18 protein-coding genes and 3 rRNA genes are annotated in these 26,753 nt (G+C 63.5%); 8 read left to right on the top strand and 13 right to left on the bottom strand.

Annotated elements, in window-relative coordinates:
- The first annotated feature begins 124 nt into the window (after positions 1-124).
- The 5 genes from HMUK_RS09875 to HMUK_RS09855 all read left to right on the top strand — a co-directional run bounded on the left by HMUK_RS09875 (position 125) and on the right by HMUK_RS09855 (position 6,121).
- Positions 125-2,116, top strand: coding sequence for an AMP-binding protein (locus HMUK_RS09875; protein WP_015763011.1), 1,992 nt, complete (start codon positions 125-127; stop codon positions 2,114-2,116).
- A gap of 89 nt (positions 2,117-2,205) precedes the next feature.
- On the top strand, positions 2,206-2,472 hold the full coding sequence (locus HMUK_RS09870; RefSeq protein ID WP_015763010.1) for a helix-turn-helix domain-containing protein: 267 nt from the start codon (positions 2,206-2,208) through the stop codon (positions 2,470-2,472).
- 135 nt (positions 2,473-2,607) lie between these two features.
- On the top strand, positions 2,608-2,982 hold the full coding sequence (locus tag HMUK_RS09865) for a winged helix-turn-helix transcriptional regulator (protein ID WP_015763009.1): 375 nt from the start codon (positions 2,608-2,610) through the stop codon (positions 2,980-2,982).
- A gap of 3 nt (positions 2,983-2,985) precedes the next feature.
- The gene (locus HMUK_RS09860; RefSeq protein ID WP_015763008.1) at positions 2,986-4,035 is read left to right on the top strand and encodes a threonine aldolase family protein; all 1,050 of its coding nucleotides are present in this window, start codon (positions 2,986-2,988) and stop codon (positions 4,033-4,035) included.
- A 163-nt stretch (positions 4,036-4,198) separates the two neighbouring features.
- Positions 4,199-6,121: a beta-CASP ribonuclease aCPSF1 gene (locus tag HMUK_RS09855; protein WP_015763007.1), complete on the top strand. Its 1,923-nt coding sequence runs from the start codon at positions 4,199-4,201 to the stop codon at positions 6,119-6,121.
- Here HMUK_RS09855 and HMUK_RS09850 read toward each other — a convergent pair.
- The 5 genes from HMUK_RS09850 to HMUK_RS09830 all read right to left on the bottom strand — a co-directional run bounded on the left by HMUK_RS09850 (position 6,118) and on the right by HMUK_RS09830 (position 11,856).
- Positions 6,118-6,459, bottom strand: a complete 342-nt coding sequence (locus HMUK_RS09850) for a glutaredoxin family protein (RefSeq protein WP_015763006.1) — start codon at positions 6,457-6,459, stop codon at positions 6,118-6,120. The two genes, HMUK_RS09855 and HMUK_RS09850, sit on opposite strands and share 4 nt — an antisense overlap.
- Positions 6,460-6,496: 37 nt before the next feature.
- Positions 6,497-6,739, bottom strand: a complete 243-nt coding sequence (locus HMUK_RS09845) for a BolA/IbaG family iron-sulfur metabolism protein (protein ID WP_015763005.1) — start codon at positions 6,737-6,739, stop codon at positions 6,497-6,499.
- Positions 6,740-6,864: 125 nt separating this feature from the next.
- Positions 6,865-6,986: ribosomal RNA gene (gene rrf, locus HMUK_RS09840) — 5S ribosomal RNA — on the bottom strand.
- A 109-nt stretch (positions 6,987-7,095) separates the two neighbouring features.
- A 23S ribosomal RNA gene (locus HMUK_RS09835) occupies positions 7,096-10,013 on the bottom strand.
- 371 nt (positions 10,014-10,384) lie between these two features.
- Positions 10,385-11,856: ribosomal RNA gene (locus tag HMUK_RS09830) — 16S ribosomal RNA — on the bottom strand.
- Together the 16S, 23S and 5S rRNA genes form the textbook arrangement of a ribosomal RNA operon.
- 1,021 nt (positions 11,857-12,877) lie before the next feature.
- Here HMUK_RS09830 and rdfA point away from each other — a divergent pair.
- The gene (gene rdfA / locus HMUK_RS09825) at positions 12,878-13,486 is read left to right on the top strand and encodes a rod-determining factor RdfA (RefSeq protein WP_015763004.1); all 609 of its coding nucleotides are present in this window, start codon (positions 12,878-12,880) and stop codon (positions 13,484-13,486) included.
- Positions 13,487-13,540: 54 nt separating this feature from the next.
- On the opposite strand, the gene HMUK_RS09820 is transcribed toward rdfA, so the two are convergent.
- The 3 genes from HMUK_RS09820 to HMUK_RS09810 all read right to left on the bottom strand — a co-directional run bounded on the left by HMUK_RS09820 (position 13,541) and on the right by HMUK_RS09810 (position 18,811).
- Positions 13,541-15,484: an archaea-specific SMC-related protein gene (locus HMUK_RS09820; RefSeq protein WP_015763003.1), complete on the bottom strand. Its 1,944-nt coding sequence runs from the start codon at positions 15,482-15,484 to the stop codon at positions 13,541-13,543.
- 758 nt (positions 15,485-16,242) lie between these two features.
- Positions 16,243-17,757 carry an oligosaccharide flippase family protein gene (locus HMUK_RS09815; RefSeq protein ID WP_015763002.1) on the bottom strand — a complete coding sequence of 505 codons (1,515 nt, stop codon included), beginning with the start codon at positions 17,755-17,757 and terminating at the stop codon, positions 16,243-16,245.
- Between the two features lie 28 nt (positions 17,758-17,785).
- Positions 17,786-18,811: a glycosyltransferase gene (locus HMUK_RS09810; protein WP_015763001.1), complete on the bottom strand. Its 1,026-nt coding sequence runs from the start codon at positions 18,809-18,811 to the stop codon at positions 17,786-17,788.
- 290 nt (positions 18,812-19,101) lie between these two features.
- On the opposite strand from HMUK_RS09810, the gene HMUK_RS09805 reads away from it, so the two are divergent.
- Positions 19,102-19,650, top strand: a complete 549-nt coding sequence (locus HMUK_RS09805) for an HTH domain-containing protein (RefSeq protein WP_015763000.1) — start codon at positions 19,102-19,104, stop codon at positions 19,648-19,650.
- An 88-nt stretch (positions 19,651-19,738) separates the two neighbouring features.
- On the opposite strand, the gene HMUK_RS09800 is transcribed toward HMUK_RS09805, so the two are convergent.
- Positions 19,739-20,995 carry an RNA-guided endonuclease InsQ/TnpB family protein gene (locus tag HMUK_RS09800; protein WP_015762999.1) on the bottom strand — a complete coding sequence of 419 codons (1,257 nt, stop codon included), beginning with the start codon at positions 20,993-20,995 and terminating at the stop codon, positions 19,739-19,741.
- Between the two features lie 257 nt (positions 20,996-21,252).
- Here HMUK_RS09800 and glmS point away from each other — a divergent pair, with 257 nt between their 5' ends.
- Positions 21,253-23,049 (top strand): glutamine--fructose-6-phosphate transaminase (isomerizing), encoded by a 1,797-nt coding sequence (gene glmS, locus HMUK_RS09795; RefSeq protein ID WP_015762998.1) that lies wholly within the window; start codon positions 21,253-21,255, stop codon positions 23,047-23,049.
- 89 nt (positions 23,050-23,138) lie between these two features.
- On the opposite strand, the gene HMUK_RS09790 is transcribed toward glmS, so the two are convergent.
- From HMUK_RS09790 to HMUK_RS09775, 4 genes are all read right to left on the bottom strand, one after another.
- Entirely contained in the window at positions 23,139-23,399 is a 261-nt protein-coding gene (locus tag HMUK_RS09790) for a hypothetical protein (RefSeq protein WP_015762997.1), read from the bottom strand.
- Positions 23,400-23,697: 298 nt separating this feature from the next.
- Positions 23,698-24,681 carry a glycosyltransferase family 2 protein gene (locus HMUK_RS09785; protein WP_015762996.1) on the bottom strand — a complete coding sequence of 328 codons (984 nt, stop codon included), beginning with the start codon at positions 24,679-24,681 and terminating at the stop codon, positions 23,698-23,700.
- A gap of 69 nt (positions 24,682-24,750) precedes the next feature.
- Positions 24,751-25,701: an NAD-dependent epimerase/dehydratase family protein gene (locus HMUK_RS09780; protein WP_015762995.1), complete on the bottom strand. Its 951-nt coding sequence runs from the start codon at positions 25,699-25,701 to the stop codon at positions 24,751-24,753.
- A 57-nt stretch (positions 25,702-25,758) separates the two neighbouring features.
- Positions 25,759-26,688, bottom strand: coding sequence for a polysaccharide deacetylase family protein (locus tag HMUK_RS09775; protein WP_015762994.1), 930 nt, complete (start codon positions 26,686-26,688; stop codon positions 25,759-25,761).
- Positions 26,689-26,753: the final 65 nt, after the last annotated feature.

The following is a 26,753-nucleotide window of genomic DNA, read 5'->3' as shown; positions in this document are numbered from 1 at the left end:
ATGTCGAGTATCCAATGACTCACCAAGCAATCATTGTCGATGGATGTCAAACGGCTGTATATGTGCCAGCGATTCACTCGCCGGACGGCGAGTTCCACAGCCGACCGCGACGGCGGTGAGTGCGATGGGTGAGTTCGTCCACGTCCCCGACGAGGCGTTCGTCGAGGCGACAAACGTCGCCCGGTTCATGCGGACCTACGACATCGCCGACTACGAGGAACTGATCGCACGCACCACCGGGCAAGTAGACGGAGAGCCCGCGTCCGGGATCGACTGGTTCTGGGACGAGATCGTCGACTACCTCGACATCGAGTTCTACGAACCGTACGACCAGATCCGGGACGACACGGACGGCCCGCAGTTCACCCGATGGTACCCCGGCGGCACCGTCAACCTCGCGCACAACGTCGTGGATCGCCACGCCGCCCTCGACAGCGAGGCGCGCAACCGCGTGGCCTGCATCTGGGAGGGCGAACCCGGCGAGCAGCGCCACGTCACGTACCACGACCTCCACCGACAGGCCAACCGCGTGGCCAACGCGCTCCGGGAGCGGGGCATCGAGCGGGGGGACACGGTCGGCCTGTACATGCCGATGGTCCCCGAAGTCGTCTCGATCCTGTACGGCTGTTTCAAGCTGGGAGCGATCGCCGTCCCGATCTTCTCCGGTTTCGGCGTCGACGCGACCGCGACCCGGATCGCAGACAGCGACTGTTCCGTGCTCTTTACCGCCGACGGATTCTACCGGCGCGGCGACGAGATCCGGCTGAAAGACGCCGTCGACGAGGCCATCGAGCAGGCCGGCAGCGTCACAGACACCGTCGTCTTCGACCGCCTGGGTGCAGTCGACGAGATCCCATGGACCGATCGCGACGAGCGGTGGGCCGACGCCGTCGGAACCGCCGACGCGACCTTCGAGACCGAGCGCCTCGACGCGAACGACGAGTCGATGCTGCTGTACTCTTCTGGGACCACCGGCGAACCCAAAGGGATCGTCCACACGCACGCCGGAGTCCAGGTGCAGACGGCGAAGGAACTACACTTCGGGTTCGACCTGCAGCCCGCAGATCGGTTCTTCTGGGTCTCCGACATCGGCTGGATGATGGGCCCCTGGACGCTGATCGGGACCCACACGTTCGGCGGCACCGTCTTCATGTACGAGGGCGCGCCCGACCACCCCGGCCCGGACCGATTCTGGGACATGATCGAACGCCACGGACTGACCCAGTTCGGCATCAGTCCGACGGCGATCCGTGCGCTTCGCAAGCACGGTACCGGCCCCCTCGAGGCCCACGACCTCTCGTCGCTGCGGTTGCTGGGATCGACGGGCGAACCCTGGGACGACGAGTCCTGGCGGTGGTTCTACGAGCACGTCGGCGGCGGCGAGACCCCGATCATCAACATCTCCGGCGGCACCGAGATCTGCGGGTGCTTCCTCATGCCGATGCCGATCCAGCCCCTCAAGCCCTGCACGCTGGGCGGCCCGGGGCTGGGGATGGACGTCGACATCGTCGACAGCACCGGCGAGTCCGTCGCGGACGACCACGAGCGGGGCTTTCTGGTGGCACGGGACTCCTGTCCCAGCACGACGAAGTCCCTGTGGAGCGGCGACGAGCGCTACCTCGAAGAGTACTGGTCGACGTGGGAGGACTGCTGGGACCACGGCGACTGGGCTCAGAAAGACGAGGACGGACTCTGGTACCTCCACGGCCGAGCCGACGACGCGCTCAACGTCGCCGGGCGGAAGGTCGGCCCCGCAGAGGTCGAGGGGGCACTGATCGCACACGACGCCGTCAATCAGGCCGCCGCCGTCGGAGTGCCAGACGACACGACGGGCACCGCCGTCGCCGCGTTCGTCGTCCTCGAAGACGGTGTCGAGGCAGGCGAGGACCTTCGGGCAGACCTGCGCTCGCAGGTCGGTCGCGAACTCGGCAAGCCGTTCCGTCCCCGAGACGTCGTGTTCGTCGACGGCTTCCCCAAGACACAGAGCGGCAAGATCGTCCGCCGGGCCGTCGCGGGTGCCTACACCGGCGAGACGATCGGCGACACCAGCAGCATCGAGAATCCGGAGACGATCGACGCGCTGGCGGCGGCCGCCAGCGAACAACGTGAGGGGTGAGCGCACGTCGCGCCACACGTCGGTCAGACCGGGTGTGCTGGCGGTAACCAAGAGCTATTAATGCAGAAGCCACAATGGATGGTCACTGGATGACCGCAACGACACAGTCCGACACCGGTGAGTCACTGCCGCGCCACCACCTCGAAGACGCACCGCCGAGTGCCAAGTTCGTCCACTGGGTGCTCGACAGCGAAGGAGCGATGACGCAGGCACAGCTGGCCGAGGAGACGCTGCTCCCGAAACGAACGGTGCGCGCCGCGCTCGAAACCCTCTCGGAAGCCGATCTCGTCACCGAAGAGGTCTTTCTGCCCGACGCCCGCAAGAAGGTCTACCGAGCGTCGACAGTCTCACCGTAGGCGTTCCGGGCCACTGCGGTCTCTCTTCGTCAATCGATCCGCCAGCAATGCGTGATCTCCGACCCCCGGAGTTTCCATCCCGAACCCGCTTACGATACGTAACTATAACCGTGGGGACCACGTAACCGTGCGACGATGACAGACGCCAGTGAGCCCCTGGAAGTGTGGTGTGCCGGCGAGGAGTGGTGCCCGATCACGACGACGGCGTCGGTGATCGGCAAGAAGTGGCACCCGGTACTGGTCCATCGCTTGCTCGAACACGGCCCGTCCGGGTTCAACGAACTGAAAGAGAGCGTCGACGGGATCTCCAGCAAAGTCCTCTCGGACAGTCTCGAAGACCTGCAGGAACACGGTCTGGTCGATCGCGAAGTCATCAGCGAACAGCCGTTTCGCGTCCAGTACTCCCTGACAGAACGGGGCTCGTCGCTCGAAGCAGTGATCGACGCGATGGCCGAGTGGGGGAAAGCCCACCTGACGGAACCGAGCGACGACGCCGCCCAGCAGGCCTGATCCATGTCCGGACACGACGACCCGATCGACCTCCGATCAGACACGGTGACTAGGCCCTCGACAGCCATGCGGGAGGCCGCCCGCAACGCCCCAGTCGGCGACGACGTGTACGGCGAAGATCCCACCGTCGCCGAACTGGAGGCCCGTGCCGCCGGTCTGCTCGGGAAAGCCGACGCGCTCTTCGTTCCCAGCGGCACCATGGGCAACCAGATCGCCGTCCGGGCCCACACCGAACGGGGACAGGAACTCCTGCTGGATCGTGAGTCACACATCTATCGCTGGGAACTCGGCGGGACCGCCCAGCACGCACAGGTCCAGTGTCGCACGGTCGACGCCAGCGAGCGCTGCGTACCGACCCCCGAACAGATCAGCGAGGCGTTCGTCGCCGAGGACCTGCACCGACCGGGGACCGGTCTGGTGACCCTGGAGAACACGCACAACTACCGCGGCGGCGTCGCGGTCCCCGAATCCCACGTCGACGCCGCGTGTGACGCGGCACACGCTCTCGGCGTGCCGGTCCACCTCGACGGCGCGCGGCTGTGGAACGCCGCGGTCGCGCTCGACACCGCGCCGGCCGCGCTCGCCCGAGAAGCGGACTCGGTGATGGCCTGCCTCTCCAAGGGACTGGGCGCACCCGTCGGCTCGGTCCTCGCGGGCACCGAGTCGTTCGTCGACGAGGCCCGTCGCCTCCGGAAGCTGTTTGGCGGCGGAATGCGCCAGGCGGGCATGATCGCGGCACCCGGCCTCGAAGCGCTCGACAACGTCGACCGGCTCGCCGACGACCACGAGAACGCACGGCGGCTGGCGACCGGTCTCGACGCGATAGACGGCCTCCGCGTGCCGACACCGGAGACCAACATCGTCGTCGTCGACAGCGAACCCGCCGGGATCACCAGCGACGCCTTCGTCGAGGGCTGTGTGGCGCGTGGCGTTCGCTGTGGGAGCGTCTCCGAGTACACGACGCGGCTGTGTACCAACCTCGACGTGGACCGCGCCGACGTCGACGCGGCGATCGATCGGATCGGGCGCGTGGTCCGAGCGGCCACCGAATAGCCGGCTCCGTGGCCAGATCGTCGTGGGACCCGACTCTGGGACTCCGAGTGTGTGGATCGAGAAGCAAAGGTTCTTGCCACTCCCCAGCATAGCCGCATCTATCGAACCCCCGTTGCCGTCGTTTTCGCAGCCATTGACGGCCACTAATCGTTGATTTCAACCCATGAGTTCCGCAGACGAGACACTTGAGAAGATTCGAACGACGGTCGAGCAGGAAACGCCGGACGACATCGAGATCGCCTCGGTGACGTTCGAAGGGCCAGAACTCGTCATCTACACGCCCGACGCGCGGAAGGTCGCCAACAGGGACCGGCTCGTGCCGAACCTCGCCCAGACCCTCCAGAAGCGCATCAACGTCCGCCCGACACAGGGCGCACTCGTCGACGAGCAGCGCGCCCGCGAAGAGATTTCGTCGACGATCCCGGACGCCGCGGGCGTCCAGAACCTCGACTTCGACCACGACACCGGCGAAGTGTTCATCGAAGCCGAAAAGCCCGGCCTCGTCATCGGCCGCCACGGCGAGACGCTCGACGAGATCTCGGCGTCGGTCGGCTGGACGCCGGAAGTCGTCCGAACACCACCGATGGAGTCCTCGACCGTCTCGAACGTCCGGAACTTCCTCAAACAGGAACGGACCGAACGGCGCGACATCCTCGAACGCGTCGGTCGCCAGATCAACCGTCCGACGACGGACGACGCCGACTGGGTGCGCCTGACGACGCTGGGGTGCTGTCGAGAGGTCGGGCGCGCTGCCTTCATCCTCTCGACGCCCGATTCGCGCATCCTCATCGACTGTGGCGACAAGCCCGGCGCAGAAGGAGAGGTTCCCTACCTCCAGGCACCGGAGGCCCTCGCGGCCGGTCCGCAGTCGATCGACGCGGTCGTACTCACTCACGCCCACCTCGACCACTCCGCGCTCATCCCGATCCTGTTCAAGTACGGCTACGACGGCCCGATCTACACCACCGCGCCGACCAGAGACCTGATGGGACTCCTCCAGCTCGACTACCTCGACGTCGCCGCCAAAGAGGGACGCGCACCCCCCTACGAGAGCCAGCAGGTCCGGGACGCACTCAAGCACACGATCCCCGTCGAGTACGGCAACGTCACCGACATCGCCCCGGATATCAAGCTCACGATGCACAACGCCGGACACATCCTCGGGGCAGCAGTGACACACTTCCACATCGGCGACGGCCACTACAACGTCGCGTTCTCCGGGGACATCCACTACACCGACACCCGTCTCCTCGACGGAGCCGTCAACGACTTCCCGCGCGTCGAGACGCTCGTGCTCGAATCGACTTACGGCGGGAAAAACGACTACCAGACCGATCAGGCCGACTCCGAGCGCGTCCTGAAGAAAGCCATCAACGAAGCCCACGATCGCGGCGGGAAGATCCTCATTCCGGCCTTCGCCGTCGGCCGGTCGCAGGAACTCATGCTCGTCCTCGAAGAGGCGATGCGAAGCGGCGACATTCCGACCGTGCCCGTCTATCTCGACGGGATGATCCGCGAAGCGACAGCGATCCACACCGCCTATCCCGAGTACCTCCGCGACGATCTCCGCCAGCGGATTCTCTACGAAGACGAGAACCCCTTCCTGGCCGAGCAGTTCCAGCAGGTCGACGGCGGCCAGGAGATGCGCCAAGACATCGCCGACGACGAACCCTGTATCATCCTCACGACCTCCGGGATGGTCACCGGCGGCCCCGTGATGTCGTGGCTCCGCCTGCTCGGTAGCGACCCGGACAACACGATGATGTTCGTCGGCTACCAGGCAGAGGGGACTCTCGGTCGACAGATCCAGCGCGGACAGGACGAGATCACGCTCTCGGACGGCAGCGGGCCCCGCGCCGAACGCGTCTCGCTGAAAATGGAAATCGAAACCGTCGACGGCTTCTCCGGCCACGCCGACCGGCAGGGACTGGAGACCTTCGTCGAGACGATGCATCCCCGTCCCGAGAAAGTCATCTGCGTCCACGGCGACGAACAGTCGACGAACCAGCTGTCGTCGGCGCTCTACCAGAAGTTCAACATGCGGACCTACAACCCGAAGAACCTCGAAACGTTCCGGTTCGTCTAGGCCAGGAGCGTCGCCTCGAGTTCGCCCCGTTCGGCGTACTGCTCTAAGATATCGCTGCCGCCGACGAACTCCCCGTCGACGAACGTCTGTGGAATCGTCTCACGCCCACTGTGTTCTTCCAATGCTACCCGGTACTCGTCGAGTGACTCGAGTACGTCGACCGTCTCGAAGTCGTCGCGACACTGCCCGATCAGCGTGAGTGCCTTGTCCGAGTAACCACACTGAGGCATCATCTCTGTTCCCTTCATGAACAGGACGACCTCGTTGCTCTCGATCGCCTCGTCGACGCGCTCCGTGACCTCATCCTGTGGTAGCCCCTCGTTCGGATTGAACGTCATACGCGTGTCCTCGCCCTCCGTGCGCAAATGGCTTGTGCTAGTCCGCCTCGCCGGGCGCGTACGTCTCGATTTCGATCGCGTGAATGTCCGTCGTCATGTGCCCATCGAGGGCGTCGTACACCCGCTGGTGACGGTCGACGAGAGACTCGCCTTCGAAAGCCGGAGCGACGACTCGCGCCGCGTAATGGTCGTCTTCCGCAGTCCCGTGCGATATCGTCACTGTCGCGTCTGCGTCGTCGATCCCGGCCTCGATGAGTCGCTCGATCTCGTCGGTGTTCATACGATCAACACGCGGGCGAGGGGAAAAACGCTTGCCACAGCGGCCGCTCGGAGGGAGCACTGCCGCTGTCGATCGACATGAAAAAAGCCCACAGCCACGATGGCTGCGGGCTCTGTAGTATGAATGGCAGGCGGCGAACCGGCTTTCCCAGGGGTTCGCACACCCCAGTACTCACCGCAACGCTGGCAGGCTTAACGTCCGTGTTCGGGATGGGTACGGGTGTTTCCCTGCCGCTATGGCCGCCTTTACGCCGAGTCGTGGAATCGAACCACGAGGATACCTGTCTCGGTCTCCGCGTCTACGTGCGATCCAGTGAACGCCTGGACTCGTGCAACGCAATGAGTCACAGTGCAATGAGTGTGTGGCTTCGGTCGATTAGTGCTCGCGGGCTCAACGTCTCGTTGCCTCGACGCGTACACCCCGAGTCTATCCATCTCGTCTTCTACGAGTGACCTCGGTGGAATCTCTTTTCCAGGTGGGTTTCGAGCTTAGATGCATTCAGCTCTTACCCCGTGTGACGTGGCTGCCCGGCACGTGCCTTCTCAGACAACCGGTACACCAGTGGTCACCAATCGGAGTTCCTCTCGTACTATACGATCGTTCCCGTCAGATTCCGTTACACCCCCAATAGATAGCAGCCGACCTGTCTCACGACGGTCTAAACCCAGCTCACGACCTCCTTTAATAGGCGAACAACCTCACCCTTGCCCGCTGCTGCACGGGCAGGATGGAGGGAACCGACATCGAGGTAGCAAGCCACCGGGTCGATATGTGCTCTTGCCGGTGACGACTCTGTTATCCCTAGGGTAGCTTTTCTGTCGTAGATCGGCCCGCATCAAGCAGGCGCATCCGTTCGCTAGACCACGCTTTCGCGTCAGCGTCACCGTGTTGGTAGTGACACTGTCAAGCTATCTTTTGCTCTTGCGCTCTTCGCCGCGTCTCTGTCACGGCTGAGATAGCCTTAGGGCGCGCTCGATATTCTTTCGAGCGCGTACCGCCCCAGTCAAACTGCCCGGCTATTGGTGTCCTCCGCCAGGAGTGAGGGTCACAGTCACTACCGGGTAGTGTTTCATGAGTGCCTCGGTGGCCCGCTAGCGCGAGTACCTGTGTAACGGCTCCTACCTACCCTGCACAGTAGCGACCATGTCCCAGCAACAGCCTGCAGTAAAGCTCCATAGGGTCTTCGCTTCCCCTTGGGGGTCTCCAGACTCCGCACTGGAACGTACAGTTCACCGGGCCCAACGTTGGGACAGTGACGCTCTCGTTAATCCATTCATGCAAGCCGCTACTGAAGCGGCAAGGTACTACGCTACCTTAAGAGGGTCATAGTTACCCCCGCCGTTGACGGGTCCTTCGTCCTATTGTACTAGGTGTTCAGATACCCGCACTGGGCAGGATTCAGTGACCGTACGAGTCCTTGCGGATTTGCGGTCACCTATGTTGTTACTAGACAGTCGGAGCGTCCGAGTCACTGCGACCTGCTCCTGTCAGGAGCAGGCATCCCTTATTCCGAAGGTACGGGACTAACTTGCCGAATTCCCTAACGTCGGTTGTTCCCGACAGGCCTTGGCTTTCGCCGCCACGAGCACCTGTGTCGGATCTCGGTACGGATCGTATGCTCCCTTTTCACGGGCCCCAGGTTGAACCGATTTACACTATCTCACCGTTCGTCCGCTTCCTGCCATTACGGCTTCCACGGATTTGGATGATTCGACTGGGCGAAGGCCCAGCTCGGTCGACCCCGAGGCGTCGGTTTCACTGCATACGAGCGCTGGAATATTAACCAGCTTCCCATGTCGTCCCCTTCGAATTACGGGGGGACTTAGGACCGGCTAACCCTCAGTTGACGAACAGTGCTGAGGAACCCTTGCTCGTTCGGCCGTCGGAATTCTCACCCGACTATCGCTGCTACTATGGCCAGAATTGTCGTCACCGATCGGTCCACAGGAGTTCTCACCCCTGCTTCCATCCAATCGGAGCGCCAACCTACTCGATCTCCCTTTCACGGGAGCGGCCAGGTCTCGGTGGTGGATTTGAGTCCCGATCATTTTCAGCGCCTCAAACCTCGGCCGGTAAGCTGTTACGCTATTCTTAGAGGGTAGCTGCTTCTAAGCTCACCTCCCGGCTGTCTAGGGCTTGAGACCACTTTCGATCACACTTAATCCACACTTTGGGACCTTAACCCGGCGCTGGGTTGTCTCCCTTACGGTACACAGGCTTACCCCGCATACCGGACTGCCCGCGTCGACGGCGTTCGTAGGTTCGGAGTTTGACAGAAGTGTTCACTTCTCTCGAAGTGAAGCACCTCAATCGGTCGCTCTACCCCACGAACTACCTCGGCGGACGTCATGCTTCGACATGTTTTGGTTGGAACCAGCTGTTTCCGGGTTCGATGGGCCTTTCACCCCTACACGTAGGTCACGGGAGGGTATTGTAGGACACCATCCCTAACGGGCCTCCACGTGCCTTTCGGCACGCTTCACCCTGCCCACGCGTAGATCACCCGGTTTCGGGTCGTGCCCGTTTGACTCCCCGCCCTTGAAGACGGCGGCCCTCGCAATGCTGCGGCCATGTCGGTTTCCCTATGCCTTCCCCGATTATCGGGTTAGACTCGCCAAACAGGCACACTCTCTGGCTCGTTTTTCAAAACGCACGACGGAACTTCGGCTTCCCGTAAGTCCTACTGACGGCTCGCGCCGCTCTCGTTTGTTACAGGACCTTGTAAGCCCCGTCGCTCGATCGCCACCTGATTTCAAGCCCTATTGCAACCCCCGTCTGAGGGTGCTTTTCAGCGTTCGCTCACGCTACTTGTTCACTATCGGTCTCGGAGAGTATTTAGCCTTGGCAGTCGATGCCTGCCGTCTTGACGAGGGATTTCCAACCCCCGCTACTCTGGAGTTACCACACGACGTACTGACCTTCACTACGGGGTTGTCACCCTGTATCACGCTTCGTTCCAGAAGACTTCGTGAAGATGGTCGGCCGATGAAAGGTAGTCCGTACACCACATTGCCCGTGAGGGCTTCGGTTTGGGCTGTGTCGCGTTCACTCGCGGTTAGTAACGACATCGCATTGCGCTTTCTGTTCCTCTCGATACTAAGATGTTTCAATTCTCGAGGTTCCCCATTGCGCGGAGCAATTGTAAAGAGATTCCCATTCGGAGATCCATGGTTCTTCGCCTCCGTGCGGCTCCCCATGGCTTTTCGCAGCTTGGCACGTCCGTCATCGGCTTCCGAGCCGAGCTATCCACCAGGCGGCACAGTAGCCAACGTCAAATTTGGTTGTGACTCGATGAAATTGCACGAGTCCAGTGGACGCCTGGATCGCACGTACACGCGGTGTCATCAGTACAGCCGGTGCGACCCGGTCTGTACATCGACCCTTCCTACCCACGCTTGCACGGAGTAGTGCACTGGTCTTCGTACCAGATCCGAGCGCCGTCCCACACTTAAGGGGCTCGGTTCGGAGCTGCTACGAGGTACGGACCCGCCGGGAGTTGCACCCGGCCTCCCCGAAGGAAGATCCGCCTCGGATAGGTCTTGTGAGCCCTGACGGCCCAACACGGTCTTCCGACCAAATTGTTGGTCGCGCTCGACCAACGGTAACAGCAGGTGGGCCAGGCACGTCGGCCTGGTCCCGTTCAGTAGGAGGTGATCCAGCCGCAGATTCCTCTACGGCTACCTTGTTACGACTTAAGCCCCCTTGCGAAGCCCAGATTTGACCATCGCATGATGGCCTCATCCGGACCTCACTCGGGTGCTTTGACGGGCGGTGTGTGCAAGGAGCAGGGACGTATTCACCGCGCGCTTCTGACACGCGATTACTACCGAATCCAGCTTCATGTGGGCGAGTTTCAGCCCACAATCCGAACTACGACCGAGTTTGGGAGATTAGCTCTACCTCTCGGTATCGCGACCCATTGTCTCGACCATTGTAGCCCGCGTGTTGCCCAGTCCATTCGGGGCATACTGACCTACCGTTGCCCGTTCCTTCCTCCGACTTAGCGTCGGCGGTCTCCGTAGTGTACCCGACTACCTCGGGGTATCGCTGGCAACTACGGATGCGGGTCTCGCTCGTTACCTGACTTAACAGGATGCCTCACGGTACGAGCTGACGGCGGCCATGCACCTCCTCTCAGTAACTCGGGTAAGCTCGTCAAGCTGACCGTCGTTATTACTGTCGGGACTGGTGAGATGTCCGGCGTTGAGTCCAATTAAACCGCAGGCTCCTCCGGTTGTGGTGCTCCCCCGCCAATTCCTTTAAGTTTCATCCTTGCGGACGTACTTCCCAGGCGGCTCGTTTATCGTCTTCACTTCGGCTCACCGTGCACTCGTAGTGCACGGCAGACCTAACGAGCATCGTTTACGGCCAGGACTACCCGGGTATCTAATCCGGTTCGAGACCCTGGCTTTCGTCCCTCACTGTCGGGTCCGGCTTCTCAGCGTGCTTTCGCCATTGGTGGTCCGTCCAGGATTACAGGATTTCACTCCTACCCCAGACGTACCCGCTGAGTCTTCCGGCCCCAAGCCGTGCAGTTTCCACCGGAAGCCGACGCGTTGAGCGCGTCGATTTCCCGATAGACTTTCACGGCAAGCTACGGACGCTTTAGGCCCAATAACAGCGGCCATCACTCGGACTGCCGGTATTACCGCGGCGGCTGGCACCGGTCTTGCCCAGTCCTTATTCGTCGACCACCTTACGGTCGAGAAAAGCGAGGGCTATATGCCCTCGCACTCGGAGTCCCCCTATCGCACTGTCGTGCAGTGTAAAGGTTTCGCGCCTGCTGCGCCCCGTAGGGCCCGGTATCTTGTCTCAGATACCGTCTCCGGGTTCTGGCTGTCACCACCCGTACCGATTACTGGCACGGTGGGCCGTTACCCCACCGTCTACCTAATCGGCCGCAGCCACATCCTATAGCGCCGGAACGTTTCTCGCATTCGGCAGTTCAAGCGTGAATGCGATATCCACGATTAGCCTCAGTTTCCCGAGGTTATCATGGTCTATAGGGTAGTTTGGCCACGTGTTACTGAGCTATACGCCACGGGTCTAAGCCCGTGCGACTAGCATGGCTAAATCGGACTCCGATAGCAATGGCCTCCGGCAGGATCAACCGGAATGTGCTGACATAGTCAGCGGCGGAAAGGTGTCACTCCGTCGGAAGCAAACGCTGGGGTATCCCTCCCCAGCTACATCGTGTTGGGTCCGTCAGGGCTCACATCAGATCCCATCTTGACGGCGGACCGCAGGGGTGGGATCCTCATACTTCGCGAGAGGGCCACTCACCGCGAGGCGTCGAGGTGGGCACACTCTCACTCTTCGTGGCCGACGAACCACGGCGGTTTGCCGGCCCGGCCTTGCCGGGCGACCCGGCGCGACCTTCGTATTACACCCGATGGGAGGGGTACATATAAATCGCACGTCTCGAAGCGGCCCTGTGATAACAGCACACGGCTCACGTGTGGTGGTCGTCACCGTGATGTAACTGAACGAGGGGATATAAGCGAGGCAGAACCGACGGTCAGAATCGACCCTAGAACTCCCCGAACGACAGCGGCTGCATCACGGGCACACGGCGACCACAGTGACAGCAGGCAGCCAGACGATCGACCCGACACGGACAGCCGGCTGTCTGCGTGAGACGTCGTCGCCTTCGAGGGAGCGAGTACCCTGTAGCGATGACGGCCAACAGTGTGAGTCTTGCAGCGGAGACGACGACCACAGAATGGCCAAGTTACAGACAGGAAGGCAGTCCCACGGCTCCGGAACCCCCGATCAAGGTGCACCCATATAACTAGATGTTTGTATAGAAGGCATCCTTCTACGTTCCAATATTCCAGTTAGAATATCGTAGCCAGAATTGCTTAGTCAAATTCCCCAAATATAGATGTGAATATCTACAAAAGAGTGCATATTGAAGCAGTACTACCTTATAGTGCCATCTATCTACACACATCCCAGATGTTCAGTGAAGGTGGGCACGAGTGGGCCAGGCTCGAACTGTGGCTGTGGCAGCACCCGACAGTCACGCTGGGACGCAGTGAAACGTAACGCCGATACCCACGTTATTTCACTGCAGCGGACGGCCAGTGTAGAAGCCGGAAGCAATTTACATAACCCGGGAGCGCGTTGGAACCACATATGAACAGACAGCGGCGAAGCAAAGTCGAACGATTGCTGGACGAGTACGGGCTGGATGGCCTGGGAGACGAACTCGTCGCCAGCTGGACGGCCGAGGGCGACGATCGGAAGAGCCTCCGCCAGCTCGCGACCGAGTTCAACGTCGCGCTGGTCGACGCGCGACTGGAGAGTGAGGGCGTCACGCACTTCGACAGCGACGGGAAGGCGATCTACGAGGCGCTGGCGAACGACGACGCCGAGACAGACCGTGCAACCATCGAGACGCGGCTCGAACGGGAGGGCGTCGACGTCGAGCAGCTACAGAGCGACTTCGTCACGTACCAGGCGATCAGATCCTACGTCAAAGACGTCCGTGACGCGGAGTACGAGACGCCGAGCGACGAAGAACACATCGAGAAGCAAAAGACGACGATCCAGCGCCTCGTCAGTCGGGCGACATCAGTCACCGAAGAGAAGCTGACGCGGCTGCGCGACACCGGCCGGATCTCGCTGGGCGACTTCCGGCTCATCATCGACTTCCAGGTGTACTGTCGGGACTGCGAGACACAGAAGACCGTGGCGTCGTTGCTCGACGAGGGTGGTTGCGAGTGTGAGAGCGAGGAGAGCTAACACTACCAGTCCAAGCGATCGTGTCGGAGAGCGTTCGAAAGCCGCCAGCGGTCGTTACGCGCCGATATCGGTGATTCGGTGGTGGTCGATCTCCAGCGCGTCGGCGTCTTCGGGCAGCAGCGCGACGACGAGATAGTCGACGTACGATTCGAAGTACTCGACGAGTGCGGCGATGCGCTCGGAGTCGATCGGTTCGAGCGCGTCCATGATCATCACTGGCACGTCCTCGTGAACGTCGTGGACCAGATAGCCGGCCAGAGCGAACACCAGTCCGGTCACCTCCCGCTCGGAGTCGCTGAGGTGGTCGACGGTGTCTTCGTAGGCGACGCCGCTGTCGCTGCTACGGATGACGTGGAGTTCGAAGGTCCGTTCGGTGGTCTTGCGTCGTCCCTTTCTAACCTCCTCCTCGACGATCTCGATCCAGATCCGTTCGATGTTGTCGTAGTCGAGGATACCGAGGAGCTGTTCCATGTGGTCGTTGAACTGCTCGACGGCGTCGGCCTCGATCTGGTCGATGCGAGTGCGGAGGTCCGTCAGTTCCGCCTGGAGTTGCTCGCGCTGTGCGCGCAGGTCGTCTGCCTCGGCGACGCGGGACTCGATGTCCGCGATCTCGCTCTCGACTTCGTCGCGTTCGGTCTCCAGTCGCCCGAGTTCGTACTCCATGTCGTTGGCGGTCCGGTGGAGTTCCAGGACTTCGTCGTAGCTGCCGGATTCGAGGTCCTCGACGCGGGCTTCGAGGTCTTCGACCTCGTCAGTGAGTTCGTCTTTGCGTTCGGTCAGTCGTTCGAGCGCGCTCTCGGTGGACTCGATATCGTTCTCTACGCGCGCGAGGCGGCGCTGTGCCTGGTCGCGTTCGCGTTGCTGGGACTCGTAGGACTTCTTCTGGCGCTTGTACTCGTCGAGTTCCGACTCGATGTCGTCGATCGTATCGAGCTTCTCGCGGCGTACGTCACGGAGGTTGGCGACGGTGTCCTCGATCTGGTCGATCTCGACCTCCGAGCCACAGGTCCAACAGACAGTCTCCTGTCGCTGATCGAGTAGTTGGTCGGTCACGGTGGCACCGTCCCCGCCGTCGGTCGCGATGTCGACGGCCGGGTGGCTCCCGCTCGTCGCCTCGTCGATCATCTTCTCGTTGAACTGGATCGTCTTCTGGAGTTCGCTTATTTCGGCGTCGAGTTGCTGCTTCCGGGAGCGAAGGTCGTCGACGTGGCCCTCGATGTTGGCCAGTTCGTCTTCGGGCACGTCGGCCAGTTCGTCGATCTCGGTTTCGAGCTCGTTTCGCTCCTCCTTGAGCGAGGAGTGGCGCTTGCGCTTTGCCTCGATCTCGTAGCGAACGTCTTCGAGTGTCGAGCGAACGTCTCGAAGCTCTTCCAGCGCCGTTTCGAGTTCGTCGCGTTCCTCGCGCTGGCTTTCGACGGAAGCGTCGGCCTCCTCGATCTCCGTTTCGAGTGACTCCAGTTCCGAACGCTTCGCCTCGACCTCGTTTTGCAGCTCGCGCTTTTGCTCTTCGAGGTCGGGAAGTCGCTGCTTGAGCGAGTCGATCTCGTCCAGTTGTTCGTCGATGTGATCGCGTTCGCGCTGACAACGCTCGATCTCGGACTGGATCGCTTCGGTGTCGACCGGTCGCATGATGAGTTCCCGCAGGTCGACGGTCGACTGGACGGCACGCCTGGCCTCGTTGGACTTCAACAGGAAGGCAAAGAGATCTGCGACGGCAGAGTCGTCGAGGTAGGGAGTGCCGTCCGAGCGGACGGTCGCACCCGTTCGTTCGAACGTCCGTTCGTACGTCGTCCCGTCGAGTTCGAGGCTCACCGACCCCTCGTCTGCGTCGCCCTTGAGCGAGACCTGATCGCTACCGAGCGCGGCCATCACCGATCGGAGAAACGAGGTCTTGTTCGAGGCGTTCGGGCTCGCGAGGACGGTGACGCCGGGCGGTATCTCTGCTGTCGTGTGCTCGATGCCGCCGATATTCTCGACGGTTAGCGTTCCGGAGTTCATGTGACGGGCCACGGCGCGCTCCTATTTGTAGATTCTGGTATGACAGATGTAAGGACTGTCGCGGTCGGGGAGAAACTCTTTCGAAACTGATTGGTCGCTATCCGGGAGCTGGCACAGGTGTTCACGAGGAGGAAATAACGGTGGTACCAGTGATAGCACTATCGAGAGCGGGCGAGGAAACCGCGGGTCGGGAACGGTATACTGAGAGTGATACGTTCGGGAGAGCTGCGGGCGGCGACCGGCCGGAAGCATCGGCCCGTGGAGAACGTATATGGCTGCGTACACTTGTTCGCGCGAGAAACGAACCACCGGTTTGAGATGCAGTATCGAAATTGGGTAGTCGTCTCTCGCTGATATGCTCGAATCCGCGGACCGGATCGTGTGACATCGGTCCGACCTCCGGTACACGTCGAGATTGCGCGGGCGCGTCCGGAGCGAGACGACGCCACGACCGAACAGTGCGATCTCGCGTGGGGCCACGAGACAGTCGAAGAGTGAGGGTACCAGCGTCGACGATCACATCGTCACCGTCGAGGCGATCGCGTAGCGAACGGCACCAGACCCTCTCGATCGGCGGTACGACACCGGAAACGTATTGAGGGTGGCGGCTGTTGTGTTCGATATATTTCCAGACGAAACTGGAGGTCTGATACGTCGCGGCGGTCGGTCGAACGTCACACCCTGTTGATGGTACGAGCTACCAGTATACATTTCTTCATTTATAGGTGGAGAATAAATTCGCCGGGTGACGCGACACGTCAGCGGTCGGACCCAGGCAAGAGCGCTCGGAGACGAGGACCGACCGGTGCGGGCAACGCGCCGGTGACCGACCGGAGTTCGTCGACGGTCACCGCACCGAACGCCACGGCGACGATCGTGTAGACGACTGCACCGGCGACCGGGACCACCGCGAGAGAGAGGTAGTCGCCGACGAGAACGGCGTCGACGGCGTAGATGACGGGAGCGGCGACGACCGCGGTCCCGACCAGCGACGGGAACCGGAGATCGGCCAGCGGTCGATACCCCAGATGCCGCGCGCAGGCGACGTGGAAGGCGAACATCGAACCGTAGCCGACGCTGGTGGCAGCCGCAGCGCCGATCATTCCGTAGGCCGGGATCAGTGCCGCGTTGAGGACGACGTTGATAGCGGCAGCCCCGCCTGTGGCGACGATCGGTGTTCGGAGGCGGCCGCTCCCCTGGTTGATGGCGTACAGCGGGCGGGCCAGCGCGAAGCCGATCGTCCCGGGCAACAGGACGAGCAGTGGTCCGACGGTGTCGGTGAACTCGGGGCCGAAGTACAGCGGGATCGCCGCGTCGGCCAGGACGAACAGACCGATCGCCATCAGCGACACGAGCAGCCAGACGTAGCGCGTAATTCGGGAGGCGATGTCGGTGAGGCGCTCGAACCGACGCTCGGCCCATAGCCGGGAACTGGAGTGCAACAGCAGCGTCTGGAGAGAGAGCGGAACGAACCAGACGTACTCCGCGATCGCCAGGGCGGCTCTGTACTGTCCCGTCTGTCCGCCGTCGGTCAGGAGTCGCATCATCACCACGTCGACGTGGAACAGCGACAGCAAGAGGAGCACGAGGACGATGTTGAGCCCGTTAAACGAGAGCAGTTCTCGAGTGGGGAAGTCGTCTGGTGGGCCACGGAGGATGGCAGAGACCGACAGTCGGCGGGCGATCACCGCGAGACCGACGACGGCGAGCAGCGTCGCACCAGCGATGTTCGAGACGAGGAAGGCGTCGACGCCGAGTCCGAGAGCGGCCAGCCCGAGTCCGAGTCCGACCCACGTGAGTTTCGCCGCGACCCGGAGAGGCTCGGAGTAGCGCTCCAGACCGAGCCCCATCAGTGTCCGGCGGGTGAACGCCCGGAGCTGTGCGGCGACGACCAGCACCGCCAGCAACGCGAAGTAGTAGGAGAACGGCGCACCGAGCAGGCGGTCCGGCAGCCCGCTCGCGCTGGCCGCGCCGACGACGACCGCACCGACCGCCCCGAGTCCGAGCGTCAGTCGGAGGTAGAAGCCGACGACGTGTTCGTGCCAGCGGTCGTCCGCGCGCTCCTCGGCGACGAACTTCTGGACGCCCTCCGTGACACCGGAGCTGACGAGGATCATGTAGAGGCTGAACGAGGAGATGAGGAAGGCGTAGTCCCCGTACCCGGTCGTCCCCAGCTCCCGGACGACGATCGGTAAGGAGACGATACTGATCACCGAAGTCGCCAGCTTGGCACTGAACAGTGCGCTGAACGCCTCGGTTAGCGACCGATCCACGGACCTCCCCCCAGCGTGGCCGCGTCGGTCATCGAATCCCTCCGACCGCTCCGGAACTCCGCCCGGTCGGCGTCGCGATCAGCTCGACCCGTCCGACCGGATAGGAAGACGGCGGCGGGTGCGGCCCGAGAAAGCCGACGAGTGCGCCCGCCCAGACGGGAGCGAGCGATATCGACTTGTTTTCGACCCAGGTCCGCCCCTTGAGTCGGAGACAGACGCCGACCAGCGCCGCCGTCACGCAGCACCACGCCAGAAGCCCGACCGGTCCCAGCGAACCGGTTGCGAAGATTCCGAGCGCCGTCCAGCCGCCCATCACCGCGTAGAGTCGAGAGTAGTGACACACGCGCGCGACCATCCGCGGGGATCGAGACCACTTGCGCAGGACCTGCCCGCGGCCGAAGTAGTAGCCGCTGCGCCACCGGCGACGCAGCTCTGGTAGCCCGTCGCCGAAGGGGTGGGTTGCGGCGACGATCGGGAGCCGCACCAGGTGGTATCCCGCGTTCCTGAGGCGGAAGCCCAGCTCCACGTCTTCGAGGGCCTGCAGGTGCGGGTCGAAGCCGCCGACCGACGCCAGGATCGCCCGGTCGTACAGTACGACGCCACGAAGCGTGTCGACGCGGCGTTCGGTCCGTCCGGAGGCGTCGTTGAGACAGCCGTCGACGCCGGCGACCGCGGGCTCGGACCGGAGCCGCGCCGCGGCGGCCGCGACCCACGAGGGCTCGACGATCATGTCGCCGTCGACGAACAGCACGGGGTCAGCCGACGTGACCTGTGTCCCGACGTATCGACCGGCACCGGGCGTGCGGTCCGTGGACGCGGGGAGACGGTAGACACGGATCGGATAGTTGGCGGCCAGCGCGATGGTCTCGTCGGTCGAGCGCGAATCGACCATGACGACTTCGGTACGTTCGAACCGGCGACACGCCTCGAAGATCGCATCGAGACACGCCTCGATACGATCGGCCTCGTTGTAGGTCACGACGACCACGGAGAGGGAAAGATCGGACGCTGTGTCGCTGCTGTGCCCGCTCGTGGCCTGCCCCCGGCAGCTCATACACCGATCACCATTTCTTGTCCCGACGCACCGCTGGCCCACGCATTGTTATGGCCGGGCTACCGAACGCTCTCGGCTCGGTACCGGACGGACGAACGGTCCGTCGCCCGGTAAGGCGGGACGGGCCACCGCAGGTGGAGAGGTCGCAACCCTCGCTCGGACACCGGCGGCTGGACTCCAGCACGGCGAAGCCCCACCATATCGGCGACAGTGGAGGGTTATCACGAATCAGTTCTGTGAACGGTCGAACCCGCTTATGTCGGCTGGTACGGACCCACAAGAAGAACACGATGTCAGAGACACCGTACCGTGAGTGGTGGTCGAATCACAGCGAGCGCGTCGAAGCGAGTGACGACGTTCGCGTCGACGTGTTCGTTCGGTCGCTGGGGGCACCGACGCCCACCCAGACGACGCAGTCGGCCGTCCTCGAACGCCTCGACGGACTGGAGGAACGAGACAGGATCGATCGGTTCACCGTTCAGGTGTGGGGTGATCGTCTCTACACGGGGGAACGCTGTTCCCAGTCGCCGGTCGGGCGATACCTGCACAACAAGATCGAGGAGTTCGAACGCTGGGCAGACGGCTATCCCGAGGTCGAACTCCCCTTCGAGCAGACGGTCTGTGAATCGTTCGTCACCGACGAAGCGTTCGACTGCATCAAGCTCCCACGAATCTGTCTGGCGACGTACGTCGACGGCGAACTCGCGGGAGTCGTCCCGAGCCAGTTCGAGGCAGTCGACATGACGGTCCACTCGTATCTGACCGGACTGGCCGAACTCGCGAGCGATCCTCTGGCCGCCACAGAGCGGGGCGAAGTGAAGACTGCCGGCGGTCTCTGAGCTACCCGTCGACTCCGTCGGACGACCGACAGCCGTCGCTTGACATCCTCCCCGCCCTGAAGGGCGAGGATTCCCGAGCGTTGGGATATTAGGGTCTACAGTCTCCCTGTTCTCTCGGTGGGAACCGTCCGCTCTCGCGGTCGAACAGGAAGACTCCGGGCTGTGCCAACCAGCCGTTACTCATATCCCCCGTCGGGGGACTCTGAGTTATCTTTCTCCGAATGTTCACCGCACCGTTCACGTCCGCATTCATCGTCGTCTCGCACGACTCACAGACGTACAGCCCACGCTCCACGCGGTTGCTAGCACGAATCTGTCCGCAACACGAACACGTCTTTGAGGTGTTCTCCTCGTCTACACGATCAACGAGGATGCCGTGTTCCTCGGCCTTGTATTCGAGCAGACGGGCGAAGCGGCCGAACTCCCATCCGTGCAACTTCTTGTTTCCCGACGGACCCCAATTCCGCGAATCACCGTTCTCGCCTTCGCGAATGTCGCTGAGGTCGCCAACCGCGATCTTTCCCACACCTTCTTCGACACACTGCTCAACGATGTGCTTGCTGAGAGTGTGGAGGAAGTGGTCTTTGCGTCGGGAGAGTTTCCGGCGAGCCTTCCGCGCACGCTTCGACGGCCCGTTCTCGCCTTCGGTCTGATACTCCTCGCGGGTGAAGTAGTGCTTGTCCTCTTTCAGCACGTTCCCCGGATACAGCTCCGAGGGGCCGTTCTCATAGTCGATAGCGAGGTAGTTGCTGATACCGAGATCGATACCCGCCGTGGCGTCGCCGGGTGCGTCCTCGATTGGAATTTCTTTCTTGCAGACGAGGTGTAGTTCCCACTCGTCGCCGTTCCAGACGGCACGCACCTGCTGGATGTGCTCGACTTCTACGTCAGGGCGGGTTTCGTATTCCGCGAGGATGAAGTCAGATCGACTCTCTTTCAGGTTGAAGCCTTTCGAGAGACGAAGCTGGCCGTGCTTGTCGTCGTGCTTGATGGCTTTCTGCTTCCACGTCACGGTGGAGCGCGGGTGTCGGTCACCACGTTTCCGATAGCCGGGTGGGTTATTGCCGTCGTCGGAGTTGTACCAGCCGGTGAACGCCTCAGCAAGCTCTTCGAGAACTCGCTGACTTGACTGAGAATGCAGGTCACTGTAGCGTTCGTGGTCTTTCAACTCCGATTTTAGCTCTTTCTCGTCGGGTATTTCACCGTCCTCATCCCACCGACCTTGGATGTAGTGGCGTCCGACGTTCCACAGCTTGGATGCTACGAACCCGCACTGGTCAAGGTCGTCACGAACCTGACCGTGGTTCGTGATGCGTACGACGTAGGTGCGGGTCGTCTCCAGCATCGTACTGTGTTTATAACCAGTTATGGGACATTATATTAAAGGTAACGAGCAGGGCGTGGAATATCCGGCCTTGGAATCGACGGGGACTGTGTAGGAATTGTCGGCTGTATCCCCGCCCTAAAGGGCGAGGTTTTAGCCTTGAGTCGTCCATAACAAAGGTGACGAGCCGGGTAACGGGTGTGTATGCCAAGACCGCCCTTCGGACGCGCAGTCGACCGACAGCGACGCCTCCACACCGCCATGGAGGGTGACCGCTGATGTGTGGGATTACCGCCTGCGTGGGGTGTGAGGAGGCAGTCTCGACGCTGCTCTCGGGACTGGACAACCTCGAATACCGGGGGTACGACTCCGCCGGGATCGCCGTGCCGAACGGTGCGTCCCTGGAGGTCGTCAAGCGCTCCGGCGAGGTCGCCGAGCTGGCCCGGCGCGTCCGTCGCGACCGTCCCGGCGGCACGACCGGCATCGGCCACACGCGCTGGAGCACCCACGGTGAGCCGAGCGACGAGAACGCCCATCCACACACCGACTGCACGGGGCGGGTCGCCGTCGTCCACAACGGGATCGTCGAGAACTACGCGTCGTTGCGTGATCGACTCCGGGCGAGTGGCCACGTCCTCGACAGCGAGACAGACACCGAAGTGGTGCCACACCTCGTCGAGGAGTATCTGGCCGCGGGCGCGACGCCGGTCGACGCGCTCCGGGCGACGCTGGGCGACATCGACGGGAGCTACGCGATCGCGATGGTCGTCGCCGACAGCGACCGAGTCTACGCCGCACGGAACGGCTCGCCGCTGGTCCTGGGCCTGGGCGACGACGCGAACTACCTCGCGAGCGACGTGCCCGCGTTCATCGAGCGCACCGACAGCGTGGTCTACCTCGACGACGGCGACGTCGTCGCGATCGGACCGAATCACTACGAGGTGACCGGCGCGGACGGTCGCGTCCGCGATCGACCGGTCCGGACCGTCGAGTGGACCGCCGAGGACGCCGAGAAGGGGCGCTACGACCACTACATGCACAAGGAGATCCACGAGCAGCCACGGGCCCTGGAGCAGACCCTCCAGGGGCGACTCGGCGACGGCGTCGCGCTCGACGACCTCGCGGACGAGACCCTCGACGGCGTCGAACGCGTGGCCTTCGTCGCCTGTGGAACCTCCTACCACGCTTCGCTGTACGGGGCGCGGCTACTGATCGAGCGTGGCGTCCCCGCGAGCGCACACCTAGCCAGCGAGTACGTCACGGCACCGCCACCGGCGCGAGCGGGGACGATCGTCGTCGGCGTGACCCAGAGCGGAGAGACGGCCGACACACTGGCGGCGCTCCGGGAGGCGCACTCACAGGACCAGCCCACGCTCGCGGTCACGAACACGGTCGGTTCCACGGCCGCCAGAGAGTGCGACGACGCGCTGTTCATCCGGGCCGGTCCCGAGATCGGCGTCGCGGCCACCAAGACCTTCTCCTCGCAGGTCGCGACGCTGGCGTTGCTGGCCGAGCAACTGGCCGCTCGCGAGGGGACCGGGCGGGGCCGCCCCTTCCGACGCGCGCTCGCAGCCCTGCCCGACGGCGTCCGCACGGTCGTCGAGTCGGACGACGTTCGGTCCGTGGCTCGGCAGTTTCGAGACAGCGACGCGTACTTTTTCGTCGGTCGCGGGACCGGCCATCCGGTCGCACTGGAGGGAGCGCTCAAGCTCAAGGAGATTACCTACGAACACGCCGAGGGGTTCGCCGCTGGCGAGCTCAAACACGGTCCGCTCGCACTCGTGACCGAACGGACGCCGGTGTTCGCGATCGACACGGGCCACAACACCGAGAAGGTCGCCAGCAACGCCGAGGAGATCCGATCACGCGGCGGGCCGGTCGTCGCGGTCGGCCCGGCCGACAGCCCGCTGGGCGACCGAGCGGACGCTCACTTGCCGGTGCCCGACACCGATCCGGCACTGACGGGCGTGCTCGCGAACGTTCACCTCCAGTTGCTCGCCTATCACGTCGCCGCGGAACTCGACCGACCGATCGACAAGCCACGGAACCTCGCCAAGAGCGTGACCGTCGAGTGAGACGGACGGCTGTAGCGATGTCCCGGTGAGCGTCGCCGCGGGACTCGACCGACCGCGAAGCGACGGGCGACATCCGTACGAGAGCGCAGTTACAGCTTCGTTCCGAGGTCACAGCAGGCGTCCGGTTCCGCGACGATGAACGCCTCGTCGCGCAGCATCGACTCCTCGATCGGGAGGAACACCTGCTTGTCGTCGCGAGCGTTGGGCACGACCTCCCAGTCGACCAGCTCGTACCCCAGATCGCTGTGCAGGTCCGGATCGACCGGCCGGCCCTCCCAGGGCGTCCCCGCGAACGTCGTGGCGGCGTCCGCGAGCGGATCACTGTCGGTGTTGTCCGTCTCGTTGGTCATCGTCTGGTCCTCCATCGGCGTCGTTCGTACGGTCGGCCGTCACGTCGCGAAGCCGTCCGCCACCCCGAGGTGGCGAGATCGGTCACGGACGGACGGCCGACAGTAGTAGACGTACTGTCCACGTCGCGGAGGGCCTGGTAGGTGGGTGTCGGAGCCATCAACACCTGGTAATCCGTACATACCGACAAAACGATTCCGTCGAAGTGGACTGACTTGCCTACCAGTCGGTAGCGGCGTGGTTGCGCCTTCCGAGGGGACACCGAAAGAAGGGGTTACCGACGCTCCCGAACGGTAGGGCTCAGTTATCGACGACGACGGCCAGCTCCTCGTTGTGCCTGCGGTCGAGCGCGACGCCGGCCACGAGCGCCACGGTCGCGACGAGAAAGACCAGCGACGAGAGGGCGAGTAAGCCGCTGTTACCCGCCAGCAACGCGAACAGGACGCCCGCCAGGCCGGGGACGGAAAGCGCGATCCCGCCGAGATAGGCAGCCGGGATCGCCGGACCGACGTCGCTGGCGTATCGGCGGAGCCGCCAGAAGAAGTTCCGAGCCAGCATACCGGAGACGCGGGGCACGTACGTCCGGAGGTCGATGTGGCTGGTCTCGTCGCCGTACTCGGCGGGCATCGGCACGTCGGCGACCCGGCAGTCCGCGACGTTGAGCTTGACCAGCAGATCGTTGCAGTAGCCGTAGAACTCGTACATCTCGTCGACCCCGCTGCGTTCGAGCGCCGCCGTGGAGGCGGCGGTGTACCCGTTCTGTGGGTCGCCGATCCCCCAGTACCCCGACGCGAGTCGCGTCAGCGCCGAGAGCATGCGGTTGCCCGCCTGACGGACGGTCGGCATCGACGAACGGTCCGACGGCGAACACAGCCGATTCCCCTTCGCGTAGGCGGCCCGGCCGTCGGCCACCGGCGCGACGATGTCGGGCAGCAGGTCCGGGTCCATCTGCCCGTCGCCGCCCATCACGGCGACGATGTCCGTGCCGTCCCGGATCGCCGCGAGGTAGCCGGTCTTGATCGCGCCACCGACCCCGCGATTTCGCTCGTGGCGAATCGGGACGACCGTCTGTGCCGCCTCGCCGCCGTCGGCGCGTGCCCGCGACCGAGACCGTTCGCGGGCGGGAACGTGTGACTGGATGACCGACCAAGTGTCGTCGGTCGAGCAGTCGTCGACGACGTACGCCCGGTCGACACAGTCCGGGAGCGTGTCGATGACTTCGCCGACGTGTGATTCCTCGTTGTATGCCGGTACGACGACGCTGAGAGAGTGTCCGTTGAACATGTCTGCTGAAAGTCCGTGCAGCAATCGGTGACTCTCTCTTCCCGGCGGGACGGGTTTGTTATGGACGCGCTACGAGGAGGAGGGGGGATCCGCCGGGGCGGCCGCGTCGACGAGCCGGTCGATGCCAGAACGGAGATCGACCGTCGGCTCGTAGCCGAGTCGTTCGCGTGCGCGAGAGATGTCCGCCTCGCTGTCGCTGATGTCGCCCGGTCGCTCGTCGGTGTGTGTGATCGGCGAGTCGCTGTCCGTCGCCGTCCGGATCAGCTCGGCGAGCTCCGCGATAGAGACCGACGAGCCGGTGCCGACGTTGTAGGCCACGCCGACCTCGTCGGTGGTCGCGGCCCGGAGGTTCGCCTGGACCACGTCGTCGACGTGGACGAAGTCACGGGTCTGCTCGCCGGTCCCGTGGACCGTGATCGGGTCGCCGCTCCGAGCCTGTTCGAGGAAGACGTCGACCACGGCACTGTAGGGATTGGGGCCGGTCCGCGGCCCGTAGATGTTGAAGTACCGCAGCGGAACGACAGGGAGATCGTACTGCTGGGCGAACACGCGGGCGTAGTGATCGACTGCGAGCTTGTCGACGCCGTACGGTGAGGTCGGTTCGAGGGGGTGGTCCTCCTCGATGGGAACCGACTCGGGCTCGCCGTAGATCGCGGCGCTGGAGGCGAGGACGACCCGCGTGTCGTACTGGCGAGCGTAGTCGAGCAACTGGACGGTCGCGCCGGTGTTGACGTGGTTGCTCCGGGGCGGATCTCGCAACGAGGCCGGGACGCCGACGACGGCCGCCTCGTGGAAGACGACGTCTGCCGCCTCGATCTCCTGCTTGAGCTTGCGCTGGTCGCGTACGTCGCCGTGGACGAAGGTCACGTCGTCGGGAACGCGGTCGCGTTCGCCCGTCGAGAGGTCGTCGAGGACGGTCACGTCGTTGTCCGGGGCGAGCGTCTGGACGAGCTGGCCGCCGACGAAGCCGGCACCGCCCGTGACCAGCACCGATCTGTCGCTGAGGTTGGGTTCAGACATGGAAAGGAACTCCACTCGTGTCGGGTTTGTTATGCCCGCCCTATAGTGTTTTCTGAGTTAAACGCCATCGGGAGAGTGGCCCGCCGTCGGCGGATCCACTCGGTCGACTCGGGCAGCGACCTCGCCCATCGTCTCGATAGCGAGGTCGGCGCGGCGCTCGTCGAGGTAGTCGAAGATCGCTCGCATGCGTGCGATCTCCGGGCGACCGGTGAGGTTGTTCGGGTGGAGCCACATGTGGAAGACGCCGTCTTCGCGGGCCGCGGCGTCGATCCCGCGACGGGCGTACTGGACGATCGGGTCCTCGAAGACCGTCGTCAGGAGTCGCCGGGGTCGGCCCTCGAATGAGAAGAGGTACAGCGACGCCGGAATGTCGACCAGACCGTGCTCGTCGACGGCGGGTGTGACGAGGCGTGGCTCGGGCTCGCCGACGGTCGCTTCGCGGAGTTTGTTCAGCGGCGTCCGTTCCGCCGGGGCGACACCGCGATAGCAGTCGAAGTCGTACTCCGCGAGCAGCTCCCGGTGACCCACGCTGTTGCGCGGAAAGACGAACGAGCGAAGCGAGTAGTCGGTCGCGCTGGTCGCGTCGAGACACGCCTCGATCTCGGCGCGAGCGGTCGCGGCCGTCGTGTCGTCCGCTCCGAAGAGGACGTGTGAGAACGTGTGACAGCCGATCTCGTGGCCGACCGGGTCCGCCGCCACGTCGGCGACGAGGTGGGGGCCGTACCGCAGGCTCGGACGGTCGGCCCAGCGGTCGCGTTCACACCGGAACCACTCCGGACCGCGGGGGTGGTTCTCGTGGCGGCCGTCACAGTCGGTGAGCAACAGGTGGCCGACGACCGCCCACGTCGCGGGGATCTCGTACTCCGAGCAGAGTCCGGCGAGTCGCTTCCAGCCGACGCGGGCGGCCGCCAGTCGCTCCGAGTGGCCCGACACGTCGTGAAAGCCCCAGCCGAGTTCTGCGTCGACGGAGATCACTACCGACCCCATCCGCTCACCTCCGTGCGGGCCGCTCTCGGTGGGCCGGGACCGACGCACTGGCGGGACAGTATCAT

The organism is Halomicrobium mukohataei DSM 12286, assembly GCF_000023965.1.
GTDB lineage: Archaea > Halobacteriota > Halobacteria > Halobacteriales > Haloarculaceae > Halomicrobium > Halomicrobium mukohataei.
This window is presented reverse-complemented; position numbering and strand designations above follow the sequence as displayed.